16 protein-coding genes and 1 pseudogene are annotated in these 18,642 nt (G+C 58.0%); 13 read left to right on the forward strand and 4 right to left on the reverse strand.

The features are described 5' to 3' along the window. Positions 1-7 precede the first annotated feature (7 nt). From CK215_RS24890 to CK215_RS24925, 8 genes are all read left to right on the forward strand, one after another. The gene (locus CK215_RS24890) at positions 8-1,315 is read left to right on the forward strand and encodes an FAD-dependent oxidoreductase (protein ID WP_095832502.1); all 1,308 of its coding nucleotides are present in this window, start codon (positions 8-10) and stop codon (positions 1,313-1,315) included. Between the two features lie 12 nt (positions 1,316-1,327). After that, positions 1,328-1,627 (forward strand): ferredoxin family protein, encoded by a 300-nt coding sequence (locus CK215_RS24895; protein ID WP_095779863.1) that lies wholly within the window; start codon positions 1,328-1,330, stop codon positions 1,625-1,627. A gap of 143 nt (positions 1,628-1,770) precedes the next feature. After that, positions 1,771-3,531, forward strand: a complete 1,761-nt coding sequence (nifA, locus tag CK215_RS24900) for a nif-specific transcriptional activator NifA (protein WP_095832503.1) — start codon at positions 1,771-1,773, stop codon at positions 3,529-3,531. A gap of 252 nt (positions 3,532-3,783) precedes the next feature. Then, positions 3,784-5,265: a nitrogenase cofactor biosynthesis protein NifB gene (gene nifB / locus CK215_RS24905; protein WP_095779865.1), complete on the forward strand. Its 1,482-nt coding sequence runs from the start codon at positions 3,784-3,786 to the stop codon at positions 5,263-5,265. Positions 5,266-5,296: 31 nt separating this feature from the next. Beyond that, positions 5,297-5,491 (forward strand): 4Fe-4S binding protein, encoded by a 195-nt coding sequence (locus CK215_RS24910; protein ID WP_095779866.1) that lies wholly within the window; start codon positions 5,297-5,299, stop codon positions 5,489-5,491. Between the two features lie 88 nt (positions 5,492-5,579). After that, entirely contained in the window at positions 5,580-5,906 is a 327-nt protein-coding gene (locus tag CK215_RS24915; RefSeq protein WP_095809154.1) for a nitrogen fixation protein NifZ, read from the forward strand. Continuing rightward, complete coding sequence (gene nifT / locus CK215_RS24920) at positions 5,903-6,115, forward strand: putative nitrogen fixation protein NifT (protein WP_067318665.1); 213 nt, start codon at positions 5,903-5,905, stop codon at positions 6,113-6,115. The genes CK215_RS24915 and nifT overlap by 4 nt, the downstream gene beginning before the upstream one ends. A 40-nt stretch (positions 6,116-6,155) precedes the next feature. Then, positions 6,156-7,067, forward strand: a complete 912-nt coding sequence (locus CK215_RS24925) for an SIR2 family protein (protein WP_095809158.1) — start codon at positions 6,156-6,158, stop codon at positions 7,065-7,067. A gap of 462 nt (positions 7,068-7,529) precedes the next feature. Here CK215_RS24925 and CK215_RS24930 read toward each other — a convergent pair whose 3' ends face one another. The 4 genes and pseudogenes from CK215_RS24930 to CK215_RS24945 form a co-directional block, all read right to left on the reverse strand. Further along, complete coding sequence (locus CK215_RS24930) at positions 7,530-8,498, reverse strand: GDP-L-fucose synthase (protein ID WP_095779868.1); 969 nt, start codon at positions 8,496-8,498, stop codon at positions 7,530-7,532. Positions 8,499-8,571: 73 nt separating this feature from the next. Continuing rightward, the gene (gmd, locus tag CK215_RS24935) at positions 8,572-9,672 is read right to left on the reverse strand and encodes a GDP-mannose 4,6-dehydratase (RefSeq protein WP_095809153.1); all 1,101 of its coding nucleotides are present in this window, start codon (positions 9,670-9,672) and stop codon (positions 8,572-8,574) included. A gap of 125 nt (positions 9,673-9,797) precedes the next feature. Beyond that, positions 9,798-10,787 (reverse strand): nodulation protein NodZ, encoded by a 990-nt coding sequence (locus CK215_RS24940; RefSeq protein ID WP_095779870.1) that lies wholly within the window; start codon positions 10,785-10,787, stop codon positions 9,798-9,800. A 599-nt stretch (positions 10,788-11,386) separates the two neighbouring features. Continuing rightward, positions 11,387-11,833 (reverse strand): annotated as a pseudogene (locus tag CK215_RS24945) (transposase); the annotation flags it as partial. Between the two features lie 62 nt (positions 11,834-11,895). Here CK215_RS24945 and CK215_RS24950 point away from each other — a divergent pair. The 5 genes from CK215_RS24950 (at position 11,896) to nifA (CK215_RS24975) (ending at position 18,546) form a co-directional block, all read left to right on the forward strand. After that, the gene (locus tag CK215_RS24950; protein WP_067318669.1) at positions 11,896-12,240 is read left to right on the forward strand and encodes a hypothetical protein; all 345 of its coding nucleotides are present in this window, start codon (positions 11,896-11,898) and stop codon (positions 12,238-12,240) included. A gap of 1 nt (position 12,241) precedes the next feature. Further along, positions 12,242-12,808: a DNA-binding protein gene (locus CK215_RS24955; RefSeq protein ID WP_067318671.1), complete on the forward strand. Its 567-nt coding sequence runs from the start codon at positions 12,242-12,244 to the stop codon at positions 12,806-12,808. A 557-nt stretch (positions 12,809-13,365) separates the two neighbouring features. Then, on the forward strand, positions 13,366-14,799 hold the full coding sequence (locus CK215_RS24960) for a dicarboxylate/amino acid:cation symporter (protein WP_095809152.1): 1,434 nt from the start codon (positions 13,366-13,368) through the stop codon (positions 14,797-14,799). 425 nt (positions 14,800-15,224) lie between these two features. Next, entirely contained in the window at positions 15,225-16,256 is a 1,032-nt protein-coding gene (locus tag CK215_RS24970) for a LacI family DNA-binding transcriptional regulator (RefSeq protein ID WP_095809151.1), read from the forward strand. A gap of 547 nt (positions 16,257-16,803) precedes the next feature. Then, complete coding sequence (gene nifA, locus CK215_RS24975) at positions 16,804-18,546, forward strand: nif-specific transcriptional activator NifA (RefSeq protein ID WP_245418797.1); 1,743 nt, start codon at positions 16,804-16,806, stop codon at positions 18,544-18,546. Positions 18,547-18,642: the final 96 nt, after the last annotated feature.

Raw genomic sequence — 18,642 nt, forward strand, 5'->3', positions numbered from 1 at the left:
GACGGCCATGATCGAAGAAGAATTCGACGCCATCGTCATCGGCGCCGGTATGTCCGGAAACGCGGCCGCCTACACTATGGCAAGACAGGGCCTGACGGTGCTGCAATTGGAGCGCGGCGAGTATCCGGGCTCCAAGAATGTCCAGGGCGCCATCATGTACGCAGACATGTTGGAGCAAATCATCCCGGATTTCCGGAATGATGCGCCTCTCGAGCGGCATCTGGTCGAGCAGCGACTTTGGGTGATGGACGACACCTCCCACACCGGGATGCAGTATCGATCGGACGATTTCAACGAGGCGAAGCCTAATCGCTACACAATCATCCGCGCCCAGTTCGACAAGTGGTTTTCGCGCAAGGTGCGCGAGGCCGGCGCGACGGTTCTGTGCGAGACGACAGTGACCGACCTAGTCCGCAATGCCAAAGGTAAGGTGATCGGCGTGCGCACCGACCGGGCTGGCGGGCCGATCTACGCGGACGTCGTCGTGCTCGCAGAAGGTGTCAACGGACTGCTCGGTACACGGGCCGGCCTGCGCAAGATGCTGAAGCCACAAAGCGTGGCGCTCGCTGTCAAGGAGATGCATTTCCTACCCGATGAGGTCATTGAGCAGCGATTCGGCCTCCAAGGGGACGAAGGCTGCGTGATCGAAGCGGCGGGCACGATCTCCCGCAGCATGGCTGGACTTGCGTTCCTCTACACCAATAAGGAGTCGATTTCTCTGGGCATCGGCTGCCTCGTCTCCGATTTCGCCAAGACAATGGAGAGCCCATACGTCCTCCTCGATGCTTTTAAAAACCATCCTTCGATCCGGCCGCTCATCGCGGGCTCTGAAGTCAAGGAGTATTCCGCGCATCTCATTCCCGAAGGTGGCTACAAGGCAATTCCGCAGCTCTTCGGCGACGGTTGGGTCGCGGTCGGCGATGCCGCCCAACTGAACAACGCTATTCACCGCGAGGGTTCGAACCTTGCCATGACTTCCGGTCGCATCGCGGGCGAGGCGATCATTGAGATCAAGGGCCGCAACCAGCCGATGATCAGGAAGAACCTGGCCCTCTACAAGACCATGCTGGACAAGTCCTTCGTAGTCAAAGACCTGCGGAAATATAAGGACATGCCGGCCCTGATACACACCAACTCCCGAAATTTCTTCATGACTTACCCGCAGTTGATGTCGCAGGCCGCGCAGAATTTCATGCGCGTCGACGGCACTCCGAAAATCGAGAAGGAAAAGGCGACCACTGCTGCCTTCATCAAGGCGCGTTCGCGCTGGGGGCTGATCAGCGATGTGGTCCGCCTGGCACTCGCATGGCGCTGAAGGAGAAACAGGATGACGATCGCTGTGACGAAGTTACGCGTCGAGGAGAAGCTTTATCAGAATCGCTATCTAGTCGATCCGGGCCGCCCGCATATCAAAGTGCAACCGCACGAGAGGCCGAGCGCGAACCTGCTGGCGCTGACATACATCTGCCCGGCCAAGTGCTATGAGGAGAACGACAAGGGCCAGGTGGAGACCACTTTCGACGGCTGCATGGAATGCGGCACGTGTCGCGTGCTTTGCGAGGCCAGCGGTGAGATCGTGTGGAATTACCCGCGCGGCGGCTTCGGCGTTCTCTTCAAGTTCGGATGACTGGCGCAAAGTGCGAGAACGAGAGGTTCGCAAATTGCGGTCAAACCGTCAATATTGGTCGCAATTACCGACTATGTTTCTCGAACGCAAAATACAAAAAGGGCGCGGGAGGGACCACCTTAGACAACGCTTGAGGTGTTCGCATGGCTCACATGCCTCCAGATCAGGTCGGTGAAATTGGATCACGACACACTCCGCCTGAACCTGCGGTCGAAGCGGTGCGCGGCGCGGACAGCTTGCTCGGGGGAATCTACGAGATATCGAAGGTTCTGACTGCCCCGGCCCGGCTGGAGATTACGCTTACCAATGTCGCGAATGTCCTCTCCTCGTTTATGCATATTCGTCATGGTGCAATCGTCGTCCTGGGCGCTGAAGGACAGCCGCAGATTAGCGCAACCAGCGGCGGCACTGTCACTCAATCAGGCGCCGGCAGCGTCGTACCCCAGGCCGTAATAGACAAAATCGTCGCTACTGGAGTGCCGATTGTCATACAAGACACAAGCACGTCAGAGCTATTCCAGGCTGATCCTCAATCCAGCAGCGGTACGATCGCAACTGCCTTTATCGGTGTCCCGCTAAAGGCTGCGGAAAGGATCTTCGGGACACTATCGATTGACCGCGTCAAGAACGATACTACCATGTTCGGCTGCGAGGAGGACCTACGCTTCCTGGCCATGGTCGCCAATCTGGTCGCTCGGACCATCCGCCTCCATCGCACTTTGAGCACGGCTCGTCAGTCACTTATCGAAAAGCAACCGAGACCAGAGCAGTCGCTCGACGAGGACGGGACCCATCCGGCCCGGCATCGGCATGTCAAGATCGACGGAATCATCGGAGAAAGTCCCGCGCTCAAGCAAGTGCTCGAGATCGTCTCGGTCGTGGCCAGGACCAATTCCACCGTGCTTCTGCGAGGCGAAAGCGGTACCGGAAAGGAGTTCTTTGCACAGGCCATCCATAAGCTTTCGCACAGGAGGGAGAAATCCTTCGTCAAATTGAACTGCGCCGCACTGCCCGAAAGCGTTTTGGAATCGGAGCTCTTTGGCCACGAGAAGGGCGCCTTCACCGGGGCTATCCTGCAGCGCGCCGGCCGGTTCGAATTGGCTAATGGCGGAACCCTGCTGCTTGATGAAATCGGCGAGATTTCGCCTGCCTTTCAAGCCAAGCTGTTGCGCGTCTTGCAGGAAGGAGAACTGGAGCGAGTGGGTGGCACCAGGACCCTAAAGGTTGACGTGCGGCTCATATGCGCCACCAACAAGGACCTCGAGACGGCTGTCCGGAATGGAGAGTTCAGAGCCGACCTCTATTACCGCATCAACGTGGTGCCAATAGTCCTGCCTCCCCTCAGAGAACGCCCGGGCGATATTCCGCGCCTTGCGAAATCTCTCCTCGACCGATTCAACAAGGAGAACCATCGCGATCTTGCCTTCACGCCGTCGGCGCTTGACCTGATCTCGCAATGCTATTTCCCTGGCAACGTGCGTGAGTTGGAGAATTGTGTGCGACGGACGGCCACACTTGCGCGCTCAAAGACAATAAGTCCGGCGGATTTTGCCTGCCAGAACAGCCAGTGCCTTTCTTCTCTTCTGTGGAAAGGAGTCGGCGGTTCGCAAGGCGGCTATGCCGTCGACGAGTTCGCACGTGGCAATATGATGCCGGTTGGGTCACCGCTGCCTGCCATGCGAGGCGGCGCTTCCCACAATGAGGCATCGCCCGGCAAGACCTGCGACCCCAACCATCCCGCCTGCCCTGCAATGAACCCGCGTCTGACGGAACGTGACCGACTAATCGAGGCTATGGAAAAAGCCGGCTGGGTTCAGGCCAAGGCGGCTCGTTTCCTCGGTCTCACGCCGCGGCAGGTCGGCTATGCTTTGCGCAGGCATCGTATCGGCGTGAAGAAGTTCTAAACGTCATTGATGCACCACATTTGGGGGCACGGCTGCTCCCCGCAATAGGCGAAACTGAGACAAACACGGGTACGTTTCGCGACCACGTTTTGTCCGTCGTCGGGGACCTGACACAACCGTGTCGCAGCGAAACGGACACAGTGGGGCACAAAGGCGGACGTAAAGCCAACATTGACGGACAAAACCCGCTTTTGGAGTTGGCATATCTCTTGCGCTCGGACGTGCGGAGTCCACTACGCACGGAGCCCTTCAATGTCCGCACCGATGATTTCGCTGAAGGGCCTTTCCGGCACGACATCCTTCGATCAGTTGCCGGCCAGAGCGAGGTCCGCTGGCTGCGCATCTTCATCCTGCGGCTCCTCCGCAAAGCCGCACGAGATGGACACAGCTGTGTGGGAGAAGATCAAAGATCATCCCTGCTTTTCAGAGGAAGCGCACCACTATTTCGCGCGCATGCATGTGGCGGTCGCGCCGGCCTGCAATATCCAGTGCAACTACTGCAATCGCAAATATGACTGCGCCAACGAAAGCCGGCCCGGGGTCGTCTCGGAGAGGCTGACGCCCGACCAGGCGCTGCGCAAGGTGATCGAGGTCGCCAACGAAGTGCCGCAGCTTTCCGTACTTGGCATCGCCGGACCGGGCGATGCCTGTTACGACTGGAAGAAGACGAAGGCGACAATTGAACTGGTCGCCAAGGAAATCCCCGACATCAAGCTGTGCATCTCCACCAACGGCCTCGCGCTTCCAGACCACGTCGCCGAGCTTGCCGAAATGAATGTCGATCACGTGACGATCACCATCAACATGGTCGACCCGCAGATCGGTGCCAAGATCTACCCATGGATCTTTTATGATCACCGCCGTTATGCCGGCGTCGAGGCAGCCACGATCCTGCACGAACGACAGATGTCGGGGCTGGAGATGCTGACGGCGCGCGGCATCCTCACCAAGATCAATTCGGTCATGATCCCCGGCGTTAATGACGAGCACCTAATCGAGGTGAATAAATGGGTCAAGGAGCGCGGCGCATTCCTGCACAATGTCATGCCGCTGATTTCTGACCCGGTACACGGTACGCACTACGGCTTGAGCGGGCAGTGCGGCCCCACGGCAATGGAGCTGAAGACCCTTCAGGATCGTCTCGAAGGCGGCGCCAAGCTCATGCGCCACTGCCGGCAGTGCCGGGCCGATGCTGTCGGCATGCTGGGCGAGGATCGTGGCCAGGAATTCACGCTCGACCGGCTTCCCGACAAGGTCACCTACGACGCCAGCAAGCGCGAGGCCTATCGGACGGTGGTCGCGCGCGAGCGGGGCGATCGCATGGCGGCCAAGAGCGAGGCGCTCGGGATGGTCAAGACCGCGGGCTCCGGCAAGTCGCTTCTGGTCGCGGTAGCGACCAAAGGTGGCGGCCGCATCAACGAGCATTTCGGCCATGCGAAGGAATTCCAGGTTTACGAGGCCTCGCCGAAAGGGATCAGCTTCGTCGGTCATCGCAAGGTCGAGCAGTATTGCCTCGGCGGCCGGGCCGAGGACACGAGCCTCGACGGCGTCATTTCTACGCTCGAAGGCGTAGACATCGTGCTGTGCGCGAGAATTGGAAATTGCCCCGAGGATCGACTCAAGGAGGGCGGTATCCGAGCAACGGATGCTTACGGGTATGACTACATCGAGACCGCCATCGGCGCGCTTTACGCAGCCGAGTTTGGGGGTGAGCCACTGGCTGCGACGGCCTGAGCCGTCTCATTCAAACCGACCGGAGTTGAAAATGGCCTATAAGATCATCGCGTCCCAATGTACCCAGTGCGGCTCCTGCGAGTTCGAATGCCCTTCCGGCGCGATCAAGTTCAAGGGCGAGAGCTACGTGATCGATCCAAAAAAGTGCACCGAATGCGAGGGGGCCTTCGAAACGCAGCAATGCGCCTCGGTATGTCCGGTGTCGAAGACTTGCGTCCCCGCCTGACCCTCCATTTCGGCTACCGACCGGGTCAGGCCTCCGAAGGACCATCGACCTCCTGTTGGAAAGCTGCAGCCGAGAGAAAGGAACGGCCATGAGCCTCGGACGCGAACAGGACATCGAAATCCGTACACCCCCGCGATTCATGCCGGGTGAGCGGGTCCGCGCCACACGCCACATAAAAAATGACGGCACCTATCCTGGCAAGGAGATCGGCGAAAACCTGGTGCGCAAAGGCGACGAGGGCTATGTGCGCGACATCGGCACCTTTCTCCAGCAATTCTACATCTATGCGGTCGAATGGATCGATCGCGGCACCATCGTCGGCATGCGTGCGCGTGAACTCATGAGCCTTGAGACGGCTGGGATTTCTTGCACTGCCGAAATCGATGCTGGTTTTGACGAAGGAACGACCCGATGAGGGTAATGATCCGCAGGACTGGTGCTGGCTTGTCGGCATATATTCCCAAAAAGGATCTCGAAGAGCCGATCATCAAGGTCGACAACGAACACTTGTGGGGTGGGGCTGTGACGCTGAAGAACGGCTGGCGGTTAGTCTTGCCAGACCTTCCGCGGGATACCGCTTTGCCCATTACCGTGGAGGCAAGAAAGATTTCCGACGAGGACTGACTCCGGGTTGACACAAAGAGAGCGGCAAAGGGATACGAGCATGAACACAATGACCTCGGGCCACCTCGTGGTCGTTCGGGACAGTTTTGCCGAAAGGCAGCTTGACCTTTTGAAGAAAGCGCTCGCGGCCGACGAGGTCATCCCCTATCTCGGCCCAGGTCTGCTTGAGATCCGCTCCGCGGGGCCGCCCGTACCGCATACCCCCGAAGCCGTTGCCGCAGCGCTCAACAAGCGCACCCCAGCCCCTTCGAAGATTCGCACCAACATGTGGTCGGTAGCGCAGTATATCGAACAGCGCCGGCACCGCCGGACCCTTCAAGTTTGGATGGCCGAAATATTCGCGACCCCTGTGGTTCCGACCATCTTGCATGCCTGGCTTGCAACGCTGCCGCTCTCACTGATCGTCGACAGCTGGTACGACGGTGCTATGCGCGCGGCTCTAATACAGACCCGCCGAACGGACGTCGTCGAAATACAGGGCGTGACACGGGCGCACGAGATCGGTGACATTTGGACGAAAGCCTACGATTTGGCCGGGATATTACTCGAACCCGCACCAGCGGCGAAGACGGTTCTCTACGCCCCTCACGGCGGTGCCAGGCCGGCGGCAAACTTCCTCGTCGCAGATTCCGACTACGTTGAAGTGCTGAGCGAAATCGACATCCAAACGCCGATCCCTGACCTGGTGAAGGAACGGCGAGCCAGCCGTGGTCTATTCTTCCTCGGCTGCCGCTTCAACGATCAGATGCTGCGCACCTATGCCCGACAGATCATGAAGCGCTCCCATGGCCCACATTTTGCGGCAATCGATACAGCAACGCTGACCAGGAACGAGCGGCGCTTCCTTGCAGAAAGGGCAATCACGGTCATTGACATGCCGACGGGTCAAGCGGCGGCCCGTCTGGTCGGACTGGGCAAGACATTGCATGAAAGCAAAAGTGCAATCGCTTGATCCATTCCCAGACGGAGAACACGGCGACCAATGCCGTCAGCTACACCACCTAGGGGGACACGATCCCGCGGCTGCGAATAGCATACATCCACGTCCGCCATTACCGGACCGCCTTGGGATAAGCCCTGCCCGAGGCATGGCGGGCCCCGGTTGCGTTCGTAGCGATGGCAGGTTCCTAAGCAGCGGCTCCCGCGAGGTCGAGCAGTCTAACCGGCGGCTTGAGTCGACGGCGCTCACGCACAGCCTCCAGGTGCGGCCGGTAATGCGGCCTCCCCATTGGTTTGGGCAAGCTTCCGACTGATCCCCTGCATCGCCGGTCGCAAAGAGGTCCGGTTTGCACCGTTAGCGCAGGCCAATATTGTGGCCGCCTAGGCCGTATGCGTCCCTCTCTTCTATTTGGCCTGACTGAACAAGCTTGCACCCGTTCGGGCACGCAGTCCGACCAGGATGCGCGCATCAACATCAAGCCGCATGAACGCGGAGAAAATCCTCATACATCGCTCGCAACCCGGCACCAAGGGACGTTTTGGCTTTCCAGCCAAGGTTACGCATGCGCGTTACGTCCAGTAACTTGCGCGGAGTACCGTCTGGCTTCGTCGTGTCGAATACCAAATTGCCCTCCCAGCCGACCGCCGCCTTGACGAGTTCCGCCACTTCGCGAATCGTGACGTCCTCGCCAACGCCAACATTGATCAGGGGCGCAGTGTCAGGAGCCGTTAAGGCGTCAAAATCTGAATCTGGCAGGCCAAGGAGGAATGCTATGGCATCGCCTACATCCGACGAATACATAAACTCTCGCCGCGGGTTTCCGGATCCCCAGACCTCAACCGAGGAGTCGCCGTTCATTTTAGCTTGATGAAAACGGCGTATCAGAGCAGGCAGAACGTGGCAATTTTTGGGGTCATAATTATCGCCGGGACCATATAAGCTGGTCGGCATCAACGTGAGATAGCGCGTCTGGTACTGCCGGTTAAAAGACCAGCATGATTCGATTCCTGCGATTTTTGCCAAAGCGTAGGGACGATTCGTCGCTTCAAGCGGACCGGTTAGAAGGTATTCCTCACGTATCGGCTGCGGGCAGTCGCGTGGATAGATACACGAGGAGCCAAGGAAAATCATCCGTTCGACGCCGGAAGCGTAAGCGGCATCAAAAACACTGAGTTGAATCGCCAGGTTGTTATGAAGGAAATCGACGGGGGAGCTCGCGTTCGCCAGTATACCACCAACCTTTGCGGCGCACATAACGACGTAATCAGGCCGCCGCGACATGAAGAACCTGCGCGTCTCGCTCCGATCAAATAGATCCAATTCATCGTGAGTGCGAGTTATTATTTCATAGGATCCCAACGCCTCGAGGGCTCTCATCGTGGCGGATCCAACAAGGCCGCGATGGCCTGCTACATAAACTTTCTTCATTTTTTTATTTTCCATTGATCGCGCTCTAAGCGCTCCTTAAGAAGGCCGCCATAGCACTTGACAACAAGCCCGCATGGCGCCGCCGTTGTCAGCATAACTCTCGTGGACTGTGTGAATAATAACCTTGCTTCATCAGCACTGCGTCACGCTCTGCCATGCGCAAATCTTCCCGAACCATCTCCCTAACCAATTCAATGAAGGAGATTTTGGGCTCCCACCCAAGTTTTTCCCTGGCCTTGCGCGCATCGCCAAGAAGTGTCTCGACTTCCGCAGGACGAAAGTAACGGGGATCTATCTTTACGATCAGAGCGCCGGTCTTTGCATCGTACCCCTCTTCGTCGACCCCTTCCCCCACCCAACGAATATCCATGCCGAGTTCAGCGGCCGCGACGGTGACGAATTCGCGCACCGAATGTTGCTCACCGCTAGCGATCACAAAGTCTTCAGCTTGCTCCTGCTGAAGCATCAACCACTGCATCTGGACGTAGTCTCGCGCGTGCCCCCAATCACGACGCGCATTAAGGTTGCCCAAGAAGAGGCTCCGCTGCATTCCAAGCTTAATCCGAGCCAAGGCGCGCGTGATTTTGCGCGTTACAAAGGTTTCTCCGCGCGCCGGTGATTCATGATTGAATAAAATGCCGTTACATGCATACAAACCGTAAGCTTCTCGATAGTTCACGGTCATCCAGTGAGCATACAATTTGGCCACGGCGTAGGGGGACCGGGGATAGAACGGTGTAGTCTCGGTCTGTGGCGTTTCCCGCACCAGCCCGTAAAGCTCGGAGGTCGAGGCCTGATAGTAGCGCGTATGCTTGACGAGCCCCAGGATCCGAATTGCCTCGAGGATACGCAGCGCCCCCAACGCATCGGAGTTCGCGGTGTATTCTGGTTCTTCAAAGGAGACTGCGACATGGCTCTGAGCGGCCAAATTGTAAATCTCGTCCGGCTGAACAAGTTGGATCACGCGCGTAAGGCTGGACGAGTCCGTCAAATCACCGTGATGAAGTGTAAGGTTCACACCACTTTCATGAGAGTCATGATAGAGATGGTCAATACGATCTGTATTGCAAAGGGACGAGCGTCTCTTTATCCCGTGCACAGAATAGCCTTTTTTCAAAAGCAGTTCTGCAAGGTAGGAACCGTCCTGCCCCGTGATCCCGGTGATCAAAGCTACTTTTCTCTGCGACAAGCTTCAATCCTTTTTTGATTTTGACGGGCCCAAGAACCTGCATGCCTGCGGCGGGGTTGCGTGGCGAGAAGGGGACGAATTGGGCAAGGCGAACGGCGACGCTGCGCAAAGGCATGCCAACGCTTTCATGGAGCCGGGGAACGTTCGAAGGCCTTATCACTCGAGATCAAACGACGTGGGTCATTCAAATCGAATTCAATAATGCGCGGCACGAAGAGGCGGGCATAGCGGCTGAAGGCGCTAGTCGGAGGAAAGCGAATTGCAGTGTCGCATCGACCAAGGAGATACATTTCAACGAGAGCGGAGAAACCCCCTTCCGCGCCCAGTGCTGCACTGTGTAGCGGGCCGGCCTGATCCGCCTGGAAGCGTTTTGGGACAGTGAAAAGTTCGGGAAATGCGCCCGACAAGTGATCAACAACCTTGGCGCTGTCTGTGCACAAGAACACCCTTACAGGCTTTGGATGCGGTTGCGCTTTGGCCATACGAATGGCAGTGCATACCTGCTCTAAGGCAATCTTTTGATCAGCCCAGTAGGGGGCGTGATCCATAATATTCTCGCCGTTGCCGTGGCGGACATGGACTCCAATTACGCTGTGGCCGGCAAAGTGTTCTTGGTAAAGCGCTTCAATCCGATCCTCGATTTCGGCCCTCGGCGTGATGCTCCGAAATATCGTTCGCTCGGCTTCCTCATCGCAACGCCACATCAAACAAGCATCACAAATTACCGTGTTCGCTTCACAATCATCCTGGGCTCGGAAGAGACCGCTAAGCTCATCACGTTCTTGGAAAATCTGCTCATCCGGACGGTACACGCAGTCAATGGATGGCTTGTTCCACCACGACGGGAAGAACGGTCCGGGGAATGAGACGTGGTTGATTTGGTCATCGCAAATGACCGGTACACCACCGATCTCCTCAATTGGCTTGAAGAAAACCGGAAAGGCATTCGCAAAAGGATCGTCAAGGTAGCAAGAGCCGCGCCAATCTATTCCTAAAGCTCGTCCCGTCCGACGTGCGTAGTCCCAAGCCGATGCGAGAGACCACAGGCAGTCACCGAGACCCTCGCGCCGTCGAGAAACAACGAACCGACCCATTCTCGAGCCATTAACACGCATCTACATTGTCTCCTTCAGAACACCATAAGCATTAGGAGGGTTGGCTGTCTCGCTCCCGCGCGGACCAATAGCCAACGATAGTGGTCGTTGCCAATTGCATTTGCATAGTCTTCGTATCACTGCCTTGAACTGGCCAACCCATTTTCGTAGAGGCCGCTGATCCTTTCGGCCCTTGACCGCTGTGTTGATGGATACTACAGGATCTATGTGGCGCAACCGAACGCAGCGCTGCTTCCGCAATTGCCGCAGCTCCTTTGCGAGAGCTCCACGCCTGGTCTGCCGTCGATCGGTTGAGCAGATCTGCAAGCACGGTTTAACCGGACCTCAGCCGTGCACCGGCGCAACGTCGAGCCTTCGAACGGTTTTGCGTTAAAGACCCCGGCTGGCTCGCAGTGTTCTCAAGAAATCAGAGAGTTCGAGGTGGGTCGGCAATCTGCAACTCATTCTCCCAGCAATTGGATTCGTTTGTGCACCTCACGCGATAGAGCAGCGGCGGTGCATGTCACTTAGCCGGTCTATGTACGACAGGCTCGGATTGGTAAAATCGATTGTTTAGATCGCGAGCATCCACGCTATGGATAAGGGATAGGCTGCTCGTCTAAGTAAGCAAACGGCCCGCGAAGCGGGCGCTCGGCAAAGGTCTTCAGGCTCGTGCAGTCGCTTGTTGATGGCCAAGATCGATGAGGCCGCCCAGGACGCATGGCCGCACAGCTCAGCCGTGATCACCCTGACTTTCCTGGTCGACACGGCCTGCACATACATCTCCGCTAGGGTGGCCACCGAGGCGCTTCGAACACTCGGTGGAGAAGCGGCCGGCGCGATCCTGCGGAACCCGCAGCTCAAGCTTGCCGACACGGGTGACGGGGGTGCGGCCATAATAGCCCGAGAGATAGCCCAGCTGCTCCCGTGTGCGTTCCCCATGAGATGCCGGCGCGCTCGCCATTGGCGGTCCAGGAGGCGTTGTTGACGGCATCAGTCCGCGGGCCTTGCCTCAGGTCGGCCGGCGAGAGGATCGGGATGTCTTCGCACCTTTCGATTTGAAAAATTCACCCTGCCTGCTATGTTCACTAAATTCGAATTTTGTTAAACGGACATGCGAGGAGTCGCGATGACGAAGACTGCTGTACGTATGCGTCGCGGCCGAGGGGCAGTGGGCAAGCGGACGAGAACCCTTCCCAAACTGGCTGAGAAATTGCAGGTCCGTCGCTTGGCCAGGATTAAGGCCGTCCTGCAGAGGGCGGAAGAATCCGGCCTGCGCGCTGAGAAGGACGGCAGGATTGCGGGGCGGGTGAGTGCTGATCTAATCAAGAAGGCCAAAGCTCGAACCGGATTGATGTCTGATACCGAACTCGTCGAATTTGCGTTGGCTAATGTGGCTTTGGAAGACAACTTCGCCGAGACCTTCAGGAAAACACGGGGAACTGTGGATCCGACGCTGAAGCTCGGATTCTGAATTGGCCGATTTCGACTTTAGTGTGGCCGTAAGATGGTCGCGATTTGATCCACAAAAAACCTTAAGCCGCCGCCCCGACATGGAACTGCCGATCATCGGCAACCTGGTCGGGGCGGGGCAAGAACTGCTGCTGGACACCTGCGTTTACATCGACGGTTTGCAAGGCCGGGCGCCTGAAGCAGTTGCCGACCTCCTCGATGTCAGGCAGATCAACCATTCCACCGTAGCGATCCAAGAGCTGATGCACACAGTCGGTGTCCTTGACCCGAAACATTCGGGCACCGGCAAGGCAATCAAGCAGATCGGGACCATGATCAAGGATATGCCGCCCCATCGGGTTTTTGCGCCAGATCCCGATGTCTTGGGCCGAGCCGCCCTTCTGTCAGGAATGCTGTGTCGCCTCCAAGGCTACAAGCATGATTCAAGGCTTCGGGCACTTCAGGACTGCGTGCTGTTCCTGCATGCGCAGAAATTGGGATTTACCGTTCTAACGGGCAACATCAGCGATTTCGACTATTTACTGCAGCTGATCCCGACGGGTCGGGTTCTGATGTATCGACCAATCTGAAAGGGTTCGCCGCCGGACAAGCCGCCCAAATTTACGGCGGCAAGGCCAGGTTTCCGACGGAGATGTCGATCTTGGTTGTCGCTTGGAAGTAACGGAGTGCGCTAGTAGCGGCGGAAGGACGGTCAACTGCTTACTCACTGCTAACACCTGACGGCTGCTCATCTCGAGCATAGCGAGGAAGCGCTCGCTCGGAGTTTCGCCCGCCTCTACGCCGGAGCATTTCCCCCGTGGCGAACCACCGTCTAAGACGACCTGTTGTGAGCCTGGCAGAACCATGTGCACGCGCTTTGGGTCCTTCAAAGTCAGAACTTTGCGTTGCTGGAATTAACCATTGCAAGCGGGCTGGTTCGGAACTTTGGGTCTCCCGCCAGCGATCAGTGCACAAAACCACCCAATCTTGCTCTGCAATTGTAGCAAATACCTGAGACCGGGCGATTTCTTGGCTTGGCACGACTGTTGCGACCGGGACCGAAGCAGCGTTCGACCGGAGCGCCGCGATGGGAGAAGCACGGGAAGGGAGGAAGGGCCCGCCCCAAACCGGTCAGGGAGAGAATAACATGTTGACCCCACTGGCCCCCGGCGCAAACCGCGCATCCGGCAAGACTCTTTGTGCCAAGCCTTACGTGCAGGTGCTTGTCGCAATCATCCTCGGAGTTGCAGTTGGCCATTTTTATCCGCAAATCGGAGAACACCTGAAGCCGCTCGGCGATGCCTTCATCAAGCTCGTCAAGATGATCATCGCGCCCGTTATTTTTCTGACCGTGGCGACCGGAATCGCCGGCATGAGCGATCTTCAGAAGGTCGGCCGTGTTGCCGGCAAGGCGATGGCTTATTTCGTCACCTTCTCGACGCTCGCTCTTCTCGTCGGCCTCATCGTCGGCAATGTCATTCAGCCTGGGGCCGGCCTCAACATCGATCCGGCCTCGCTCGACGTCCAAGCCGTCAATGGCTATGCCGCAAAGGCCCATGAGCAGTCCGTGACCGGCTTCCTGATAAACATGATCCCGACCACGATTGTCGGCGCCTTCGTGGAAGGCGACATTCTCCAGGTGTTGTTCTTCTCCGTCCTCTTCGGCATCGCGCTGGCGATGGTCGGGGAATCGGGCAAATCGGTTCTTTCCTTCCTTCAGGACCTCACTGCACCCGTTTTCAAATTGGTCAGCATCCTCATGAAAGCCGCACCGTTCGGCGCTTTCGGAGCAATGGCCTTCACGATCGGCAAATACGGCATCGGTTCGGTTGCCAACCTTGCGATGCTGGTCGGGACCTTCTATCTCACCGCCTTTGTATTCGTGTTCGGGGTTCTCAGTGCAGTCTGCCGTTACAACGGCTTCTCGATCTTTTCTCTTATCCGCTACATCAAGGAAGAGCTGCTGCTGGTTCTCGGAACCTCCTCCTCCGAGGCCGCGCTGCCCTCTCTCATGGAGAAAATGGAAAAGGCCGGGGCCAAGCGCTCGGTCGTGGGCCTGGTCATCCCGACCGGATATTCCTTCAATCTGGATGGCACCAATATCTATATGACCCTGGCGGCCCTTTTCATCGCGCAGGCGACGAATACGGATTTGTCAGTTAGCGATCAGGTCCTCCTGCTGCTCGTCGCAATGCTTTCCTCGAAGGGTGCAGCAGGTGTCACAGGTGCCGGCTTCATCACGTTGGCCGCTACGCTGTCCGTAGTGCCGACCGTTCCCGTTGCTGGAATGGCGCTGATCCTTGGCGTCGACCGCTTCATGTCGGAATGCAGGGCACTCACCAATTTGATCGGTAACGCGGTGGCATCGCTTGTCGTCGCCCGCTGGGAAGGCGAATTGGATCAGGCGCATTTGCAAGCTGCCTTCTTCGGCCACCAGCCCGCCGAGACATCAACCGGCCAGCCACTGACGGCGCCCGCACCGTGCAAGGCGGCAGCATCGCCACCGGTTGAATCGCCTGGCTGGTCGCAAACGCCTGACAATCGAGCCGCGGGTTCCAAACAGCCTCGCGCGGGCCAATGAAATCAAGAATCCCAACATGCGGTGAGTGCAAAATCATGTGTGCCTTGCGAAGGTCCCGCACTGGTCACGACACACAAGCCATCGACGACGCGCTTAAGGGCTTACGAAGATTGCGACGGTTCATGAAACCGGGCGCGGAACTCAATCGGAGCCCCGCGGTCAGCTCTCGTCGACACGGCTGAGCAATTCGCCAACGCTCTACGCAACGAAAGCGACCTTGGCACAGAGGGATCAATGATCTATGGGCATCGATGATGTCGAAGACGGTCGGAAGGCGCGTGGTTCAGGTTTCGGCTTCTGCCTCCCACCCCGCCACGACAAGAATTCCCGGTAGCGAACAGGATCATGCAGGAATGACAGATTTTACTGAAAAATCTTACCTTTACCGGGTTTCTTCCTGATGTCGTTTTAATCAGACTCAGACCATGGCGAAGCGACCCACAATTGCTGATATCGCCCGGGAAGCCGGGCTCAGTGTTGCCACCGTTGATCGAGTTCTGAATGCCCGTCATCCGGTGCGGGAGGAGACTGCGCAGCGGGTCTTAGCCGCGGCACAGGCCATCGGATATCACGCCGCAGGTCTTATCAAGCAGCGCCTGCAGCGGGACCTGCCGCAATATCGGCTTGGCTTCATCCTGAGAAAACCGACTCACCACTTCTACCAGCGCCTCGCGCTTGAGGTTGAAGCGGCGGTAAACGCGGCGAAGTGCTTCCACGGCACTTCGCTCATCGAATTCGCGCCGTCGCACATGCCGTGCGACCTTGTTCCACTGCTCAAGGAATTCGGCGCGCGCTGCCACGCGATCGCCATGGTGGCGCCGGACCATCCCGCGATCACGGCAGCCGTCCAAGAACTCAAGGCAAAAGGCATACCGGTTTTCTCGCTGCTTTCCGATTTTGCCGAAGGTGTTCGTGAGGGCTATATCGGCCTCGACAACCGCAAGGTCGGGCGGACGACAGCGTGGATGCTTTCGAAGGTTGCAAGACGGCCGGGCAAGGTGGCGATTTTTGTCGGCAGCCACCGTTTTCAGGGGCAGGAGCTGCGGGAGGTCGGCTTTCGCTCCTATTTCCGTGAGAATGCACCGACATTCGAGCTGCTCGATCCGCTCGTGAACCTTGAGGCACGGCAGATCACCTACGAGGCAACGCTGGATCTCATGCAACGGGAACCCGAACTCACCGGCTTCTATGTGGCCGGAGGAGGTATGGAGGGAGCGATCTCCGCGCTCCGTGAAGAAGGCGAAAGCCGGGGCCTCGTCGCGATCGTCAACGAGATCACGCCGGAGTCGCGGGCAGCACTCGCAGATGGCACGATCACGATGTCGGTCGGCACGCCCCAGCGCCTGCTTTGCCAGGAATTGATGACGCTGATGGCCCAGGCCATCAAGGTCGGCACTTCGGAGACCCCTGGGGAGACTTTTCTACCATTTGAGATCTATCTGCCGGAAAACGTCTGAAAGAGTGATAAAATACTATCATGAGAACCTGATTTCCTTTCATCGATGAAAGAAAGGCGGCGGGAGTTTGGTTGACTCACCTCCGTCATTCCGGTCTCGTTTAACAACGAATGATTGCTGCGCGGCGCAAGCAAGTCATCGGAGAACGACGACCCGCACTTCATGGAAGAGAAAGGAAAGCCATGCGTCAAGCAGCGCTCCGCTTTGCGGTTGACCGCATGACGCCGCTCCAATTTGCCAGGGCCGCACTTGCCCGCGGCCCGGGCCGATCAATCGTCAAGACTGTCTTCATCAACGCCTTTTCCTGCTTAAATGAATTCCCGCGTACCAGGCCGAGGCGAGCAAACTCGCCGATTGTGCAGTGGCCTGCAGAGCGAAGACGCCCGCCAATGCGATTGGCCAAGAATATCCGCGCGCCGGACAATAGGCGCACTTGCCTCGAGCAACGATTTCACGGCGCGAGATGGATGATCATATGCAGCACGATGCTCGCAGCTGCGAGCATCGTGCCAGGCAGATCTCGTCACGCTGCATATCGCTTCCAGAAATGAAAACACCTAATTCAAAGTCCGAGACGAATCACGTGGTGTCTCTTGTGCCGCTGCGCGAGAGGGCGCCAGATATCTTCGAAACATCGAAAGCACTCACCGCCCCCGCTGCGCTCGAAGCCACGTTGGCCAACGTCGTCGGTCTCCTGCCATCGTTGTTGCAGGTGCGGCACGGCATCATCTCGCTCTTCAACGGTGCCGGCATACCGGACATGATCGTCGGCGCCGGCTCGAGCGAAGGCAGCGATGATCGCCACCGAAAGCATCTGCCACGGGCGGCGATCGACCGGATCATAACGACGGGCATGGCGCTCGTCGCCGAGAACATAGCGGTGGATCCGGCCTTCAACGCCGCCGACAAGGACGCGCTCGGGGCGTCCGACAACGTGAAAGTGTCGTTCATCGGCGTCCCCATTCGCATCGATGCGAACGTCGTGGGCACGCTGACCATCGATCGCATCCTGGACAACAAATCAGCCTCCCTCCTCGATTACGACCTCCGCCTCCTCACCACGATCGCCAATCTGGTTGGGCAGACAGTGAAGCTGCATCGCCTGTTCGCGTCCGACCGCGAGCGACCGATGGCCGAGAAAATCCGGATGCAAAAGCAATTCGGCGAGCTCAAGCAGCCTGGGCACGAGGGCAAAAGGGCTCATGTCAAGGGGATCATTGGCGACAGCCCGGCGCTGCGCAGGCTACTTGAGAAGGTCGCGTTAGTAGCCAGGTCCAACAGTACCGTTTTGCTGCGCGGGGAATCCGGGACCGGCAAGGAGCTGGTCGCCAAGGCCGTTCACGAGTTGTCGGGGCGCGCCAAGCGGCCGTTCATCAAGCTCAATTGCGCAGCGCTCCCTGAGACCGTCCTGGAATCCGAGCTGTTCGGTCATGAAAAGGGTGCCTTTACCAGTGCATTCAACTCGCGCAAGGGGCGCTTTGAGCTCGCCGACAAGGGAACGTTGTTTCTGGATGAGATCGGCGAGATTTCTGCCTCGTTCCAGGCAAAGCTGCTGCGCGTTCTGCAGGAGCAGGAGTTCGAACGCGTCGGCAGCAACCAGACGATTAAGGTCGACGTTCGCGTGATTGCTGCCACGAACAGGAACCTGGAAGACGCTGTTGCAAGGAACGAGTTTCGCGCCGACCTTTATTATCGCATCAGCGTTGTTCCCTTGCTGGTGCCGGCATTGCGCGAACGGCGCAGTGATATTCCGCTGCTTGCCGCTGAGTTTCTCAAGAAGTTCAACAGCGAGAACGGCCGCAGCCTGGTCTTCGATGCGAGTGGGACTGAAGTGCTGATGAACTGTGCTTTTCCCGGAAATGTCCGCGAGCTTGAAAATTGCGTGCAGCGGACAGCGACCCTGTCAGCGGGAGCGTCAATCGTCAGAAGCGATTTTGATTGCTGCCACGGCCGATGCCTTTCCGCGATGCTCTGGAAGCACGCATTGACGGAGACTGCGACGAAATCGGAGCCGATCGCACCATCGCCACTGAACCCGGCCATGCAATCGCCTGGTGCTGTTGCTTCGGCCGCCTTTGGGGCCCCGCCTGTTTACAGTGATCTGGCACTGCCAGCGCCTGTTCGGGTGGCCCTCGTAAGCGAGGGGAAGATGACCGATCGCGAGCGTCTCATCGCGGCCATGGAAAGATCCGGCTGGGTACAGGCAAAGGCAGCGCGCCTGCTTGGACTGACGCCGCGCCAGATTGGCTACGCCCTGAGGAAACACGATATCGAGCTCAAGTGTCTCTGAGCCGGCCTTCCGACATGCCGGGGCCGCAACATACCGAGCGAGGCGAATAGCTGGGACAAATCAAGGATTGGCTGTTCGGCTCCGACTCGGTGAGGC

The organism is Mesorhizobium sp. WSM3864 (assembly GCF_002294955.1).
Classification (GTDB): Bacteria; Pseudomonadota; Alphaproteobacteria; order Rhizobiales; family Rhizobiaceae; genus Mesorhizobium.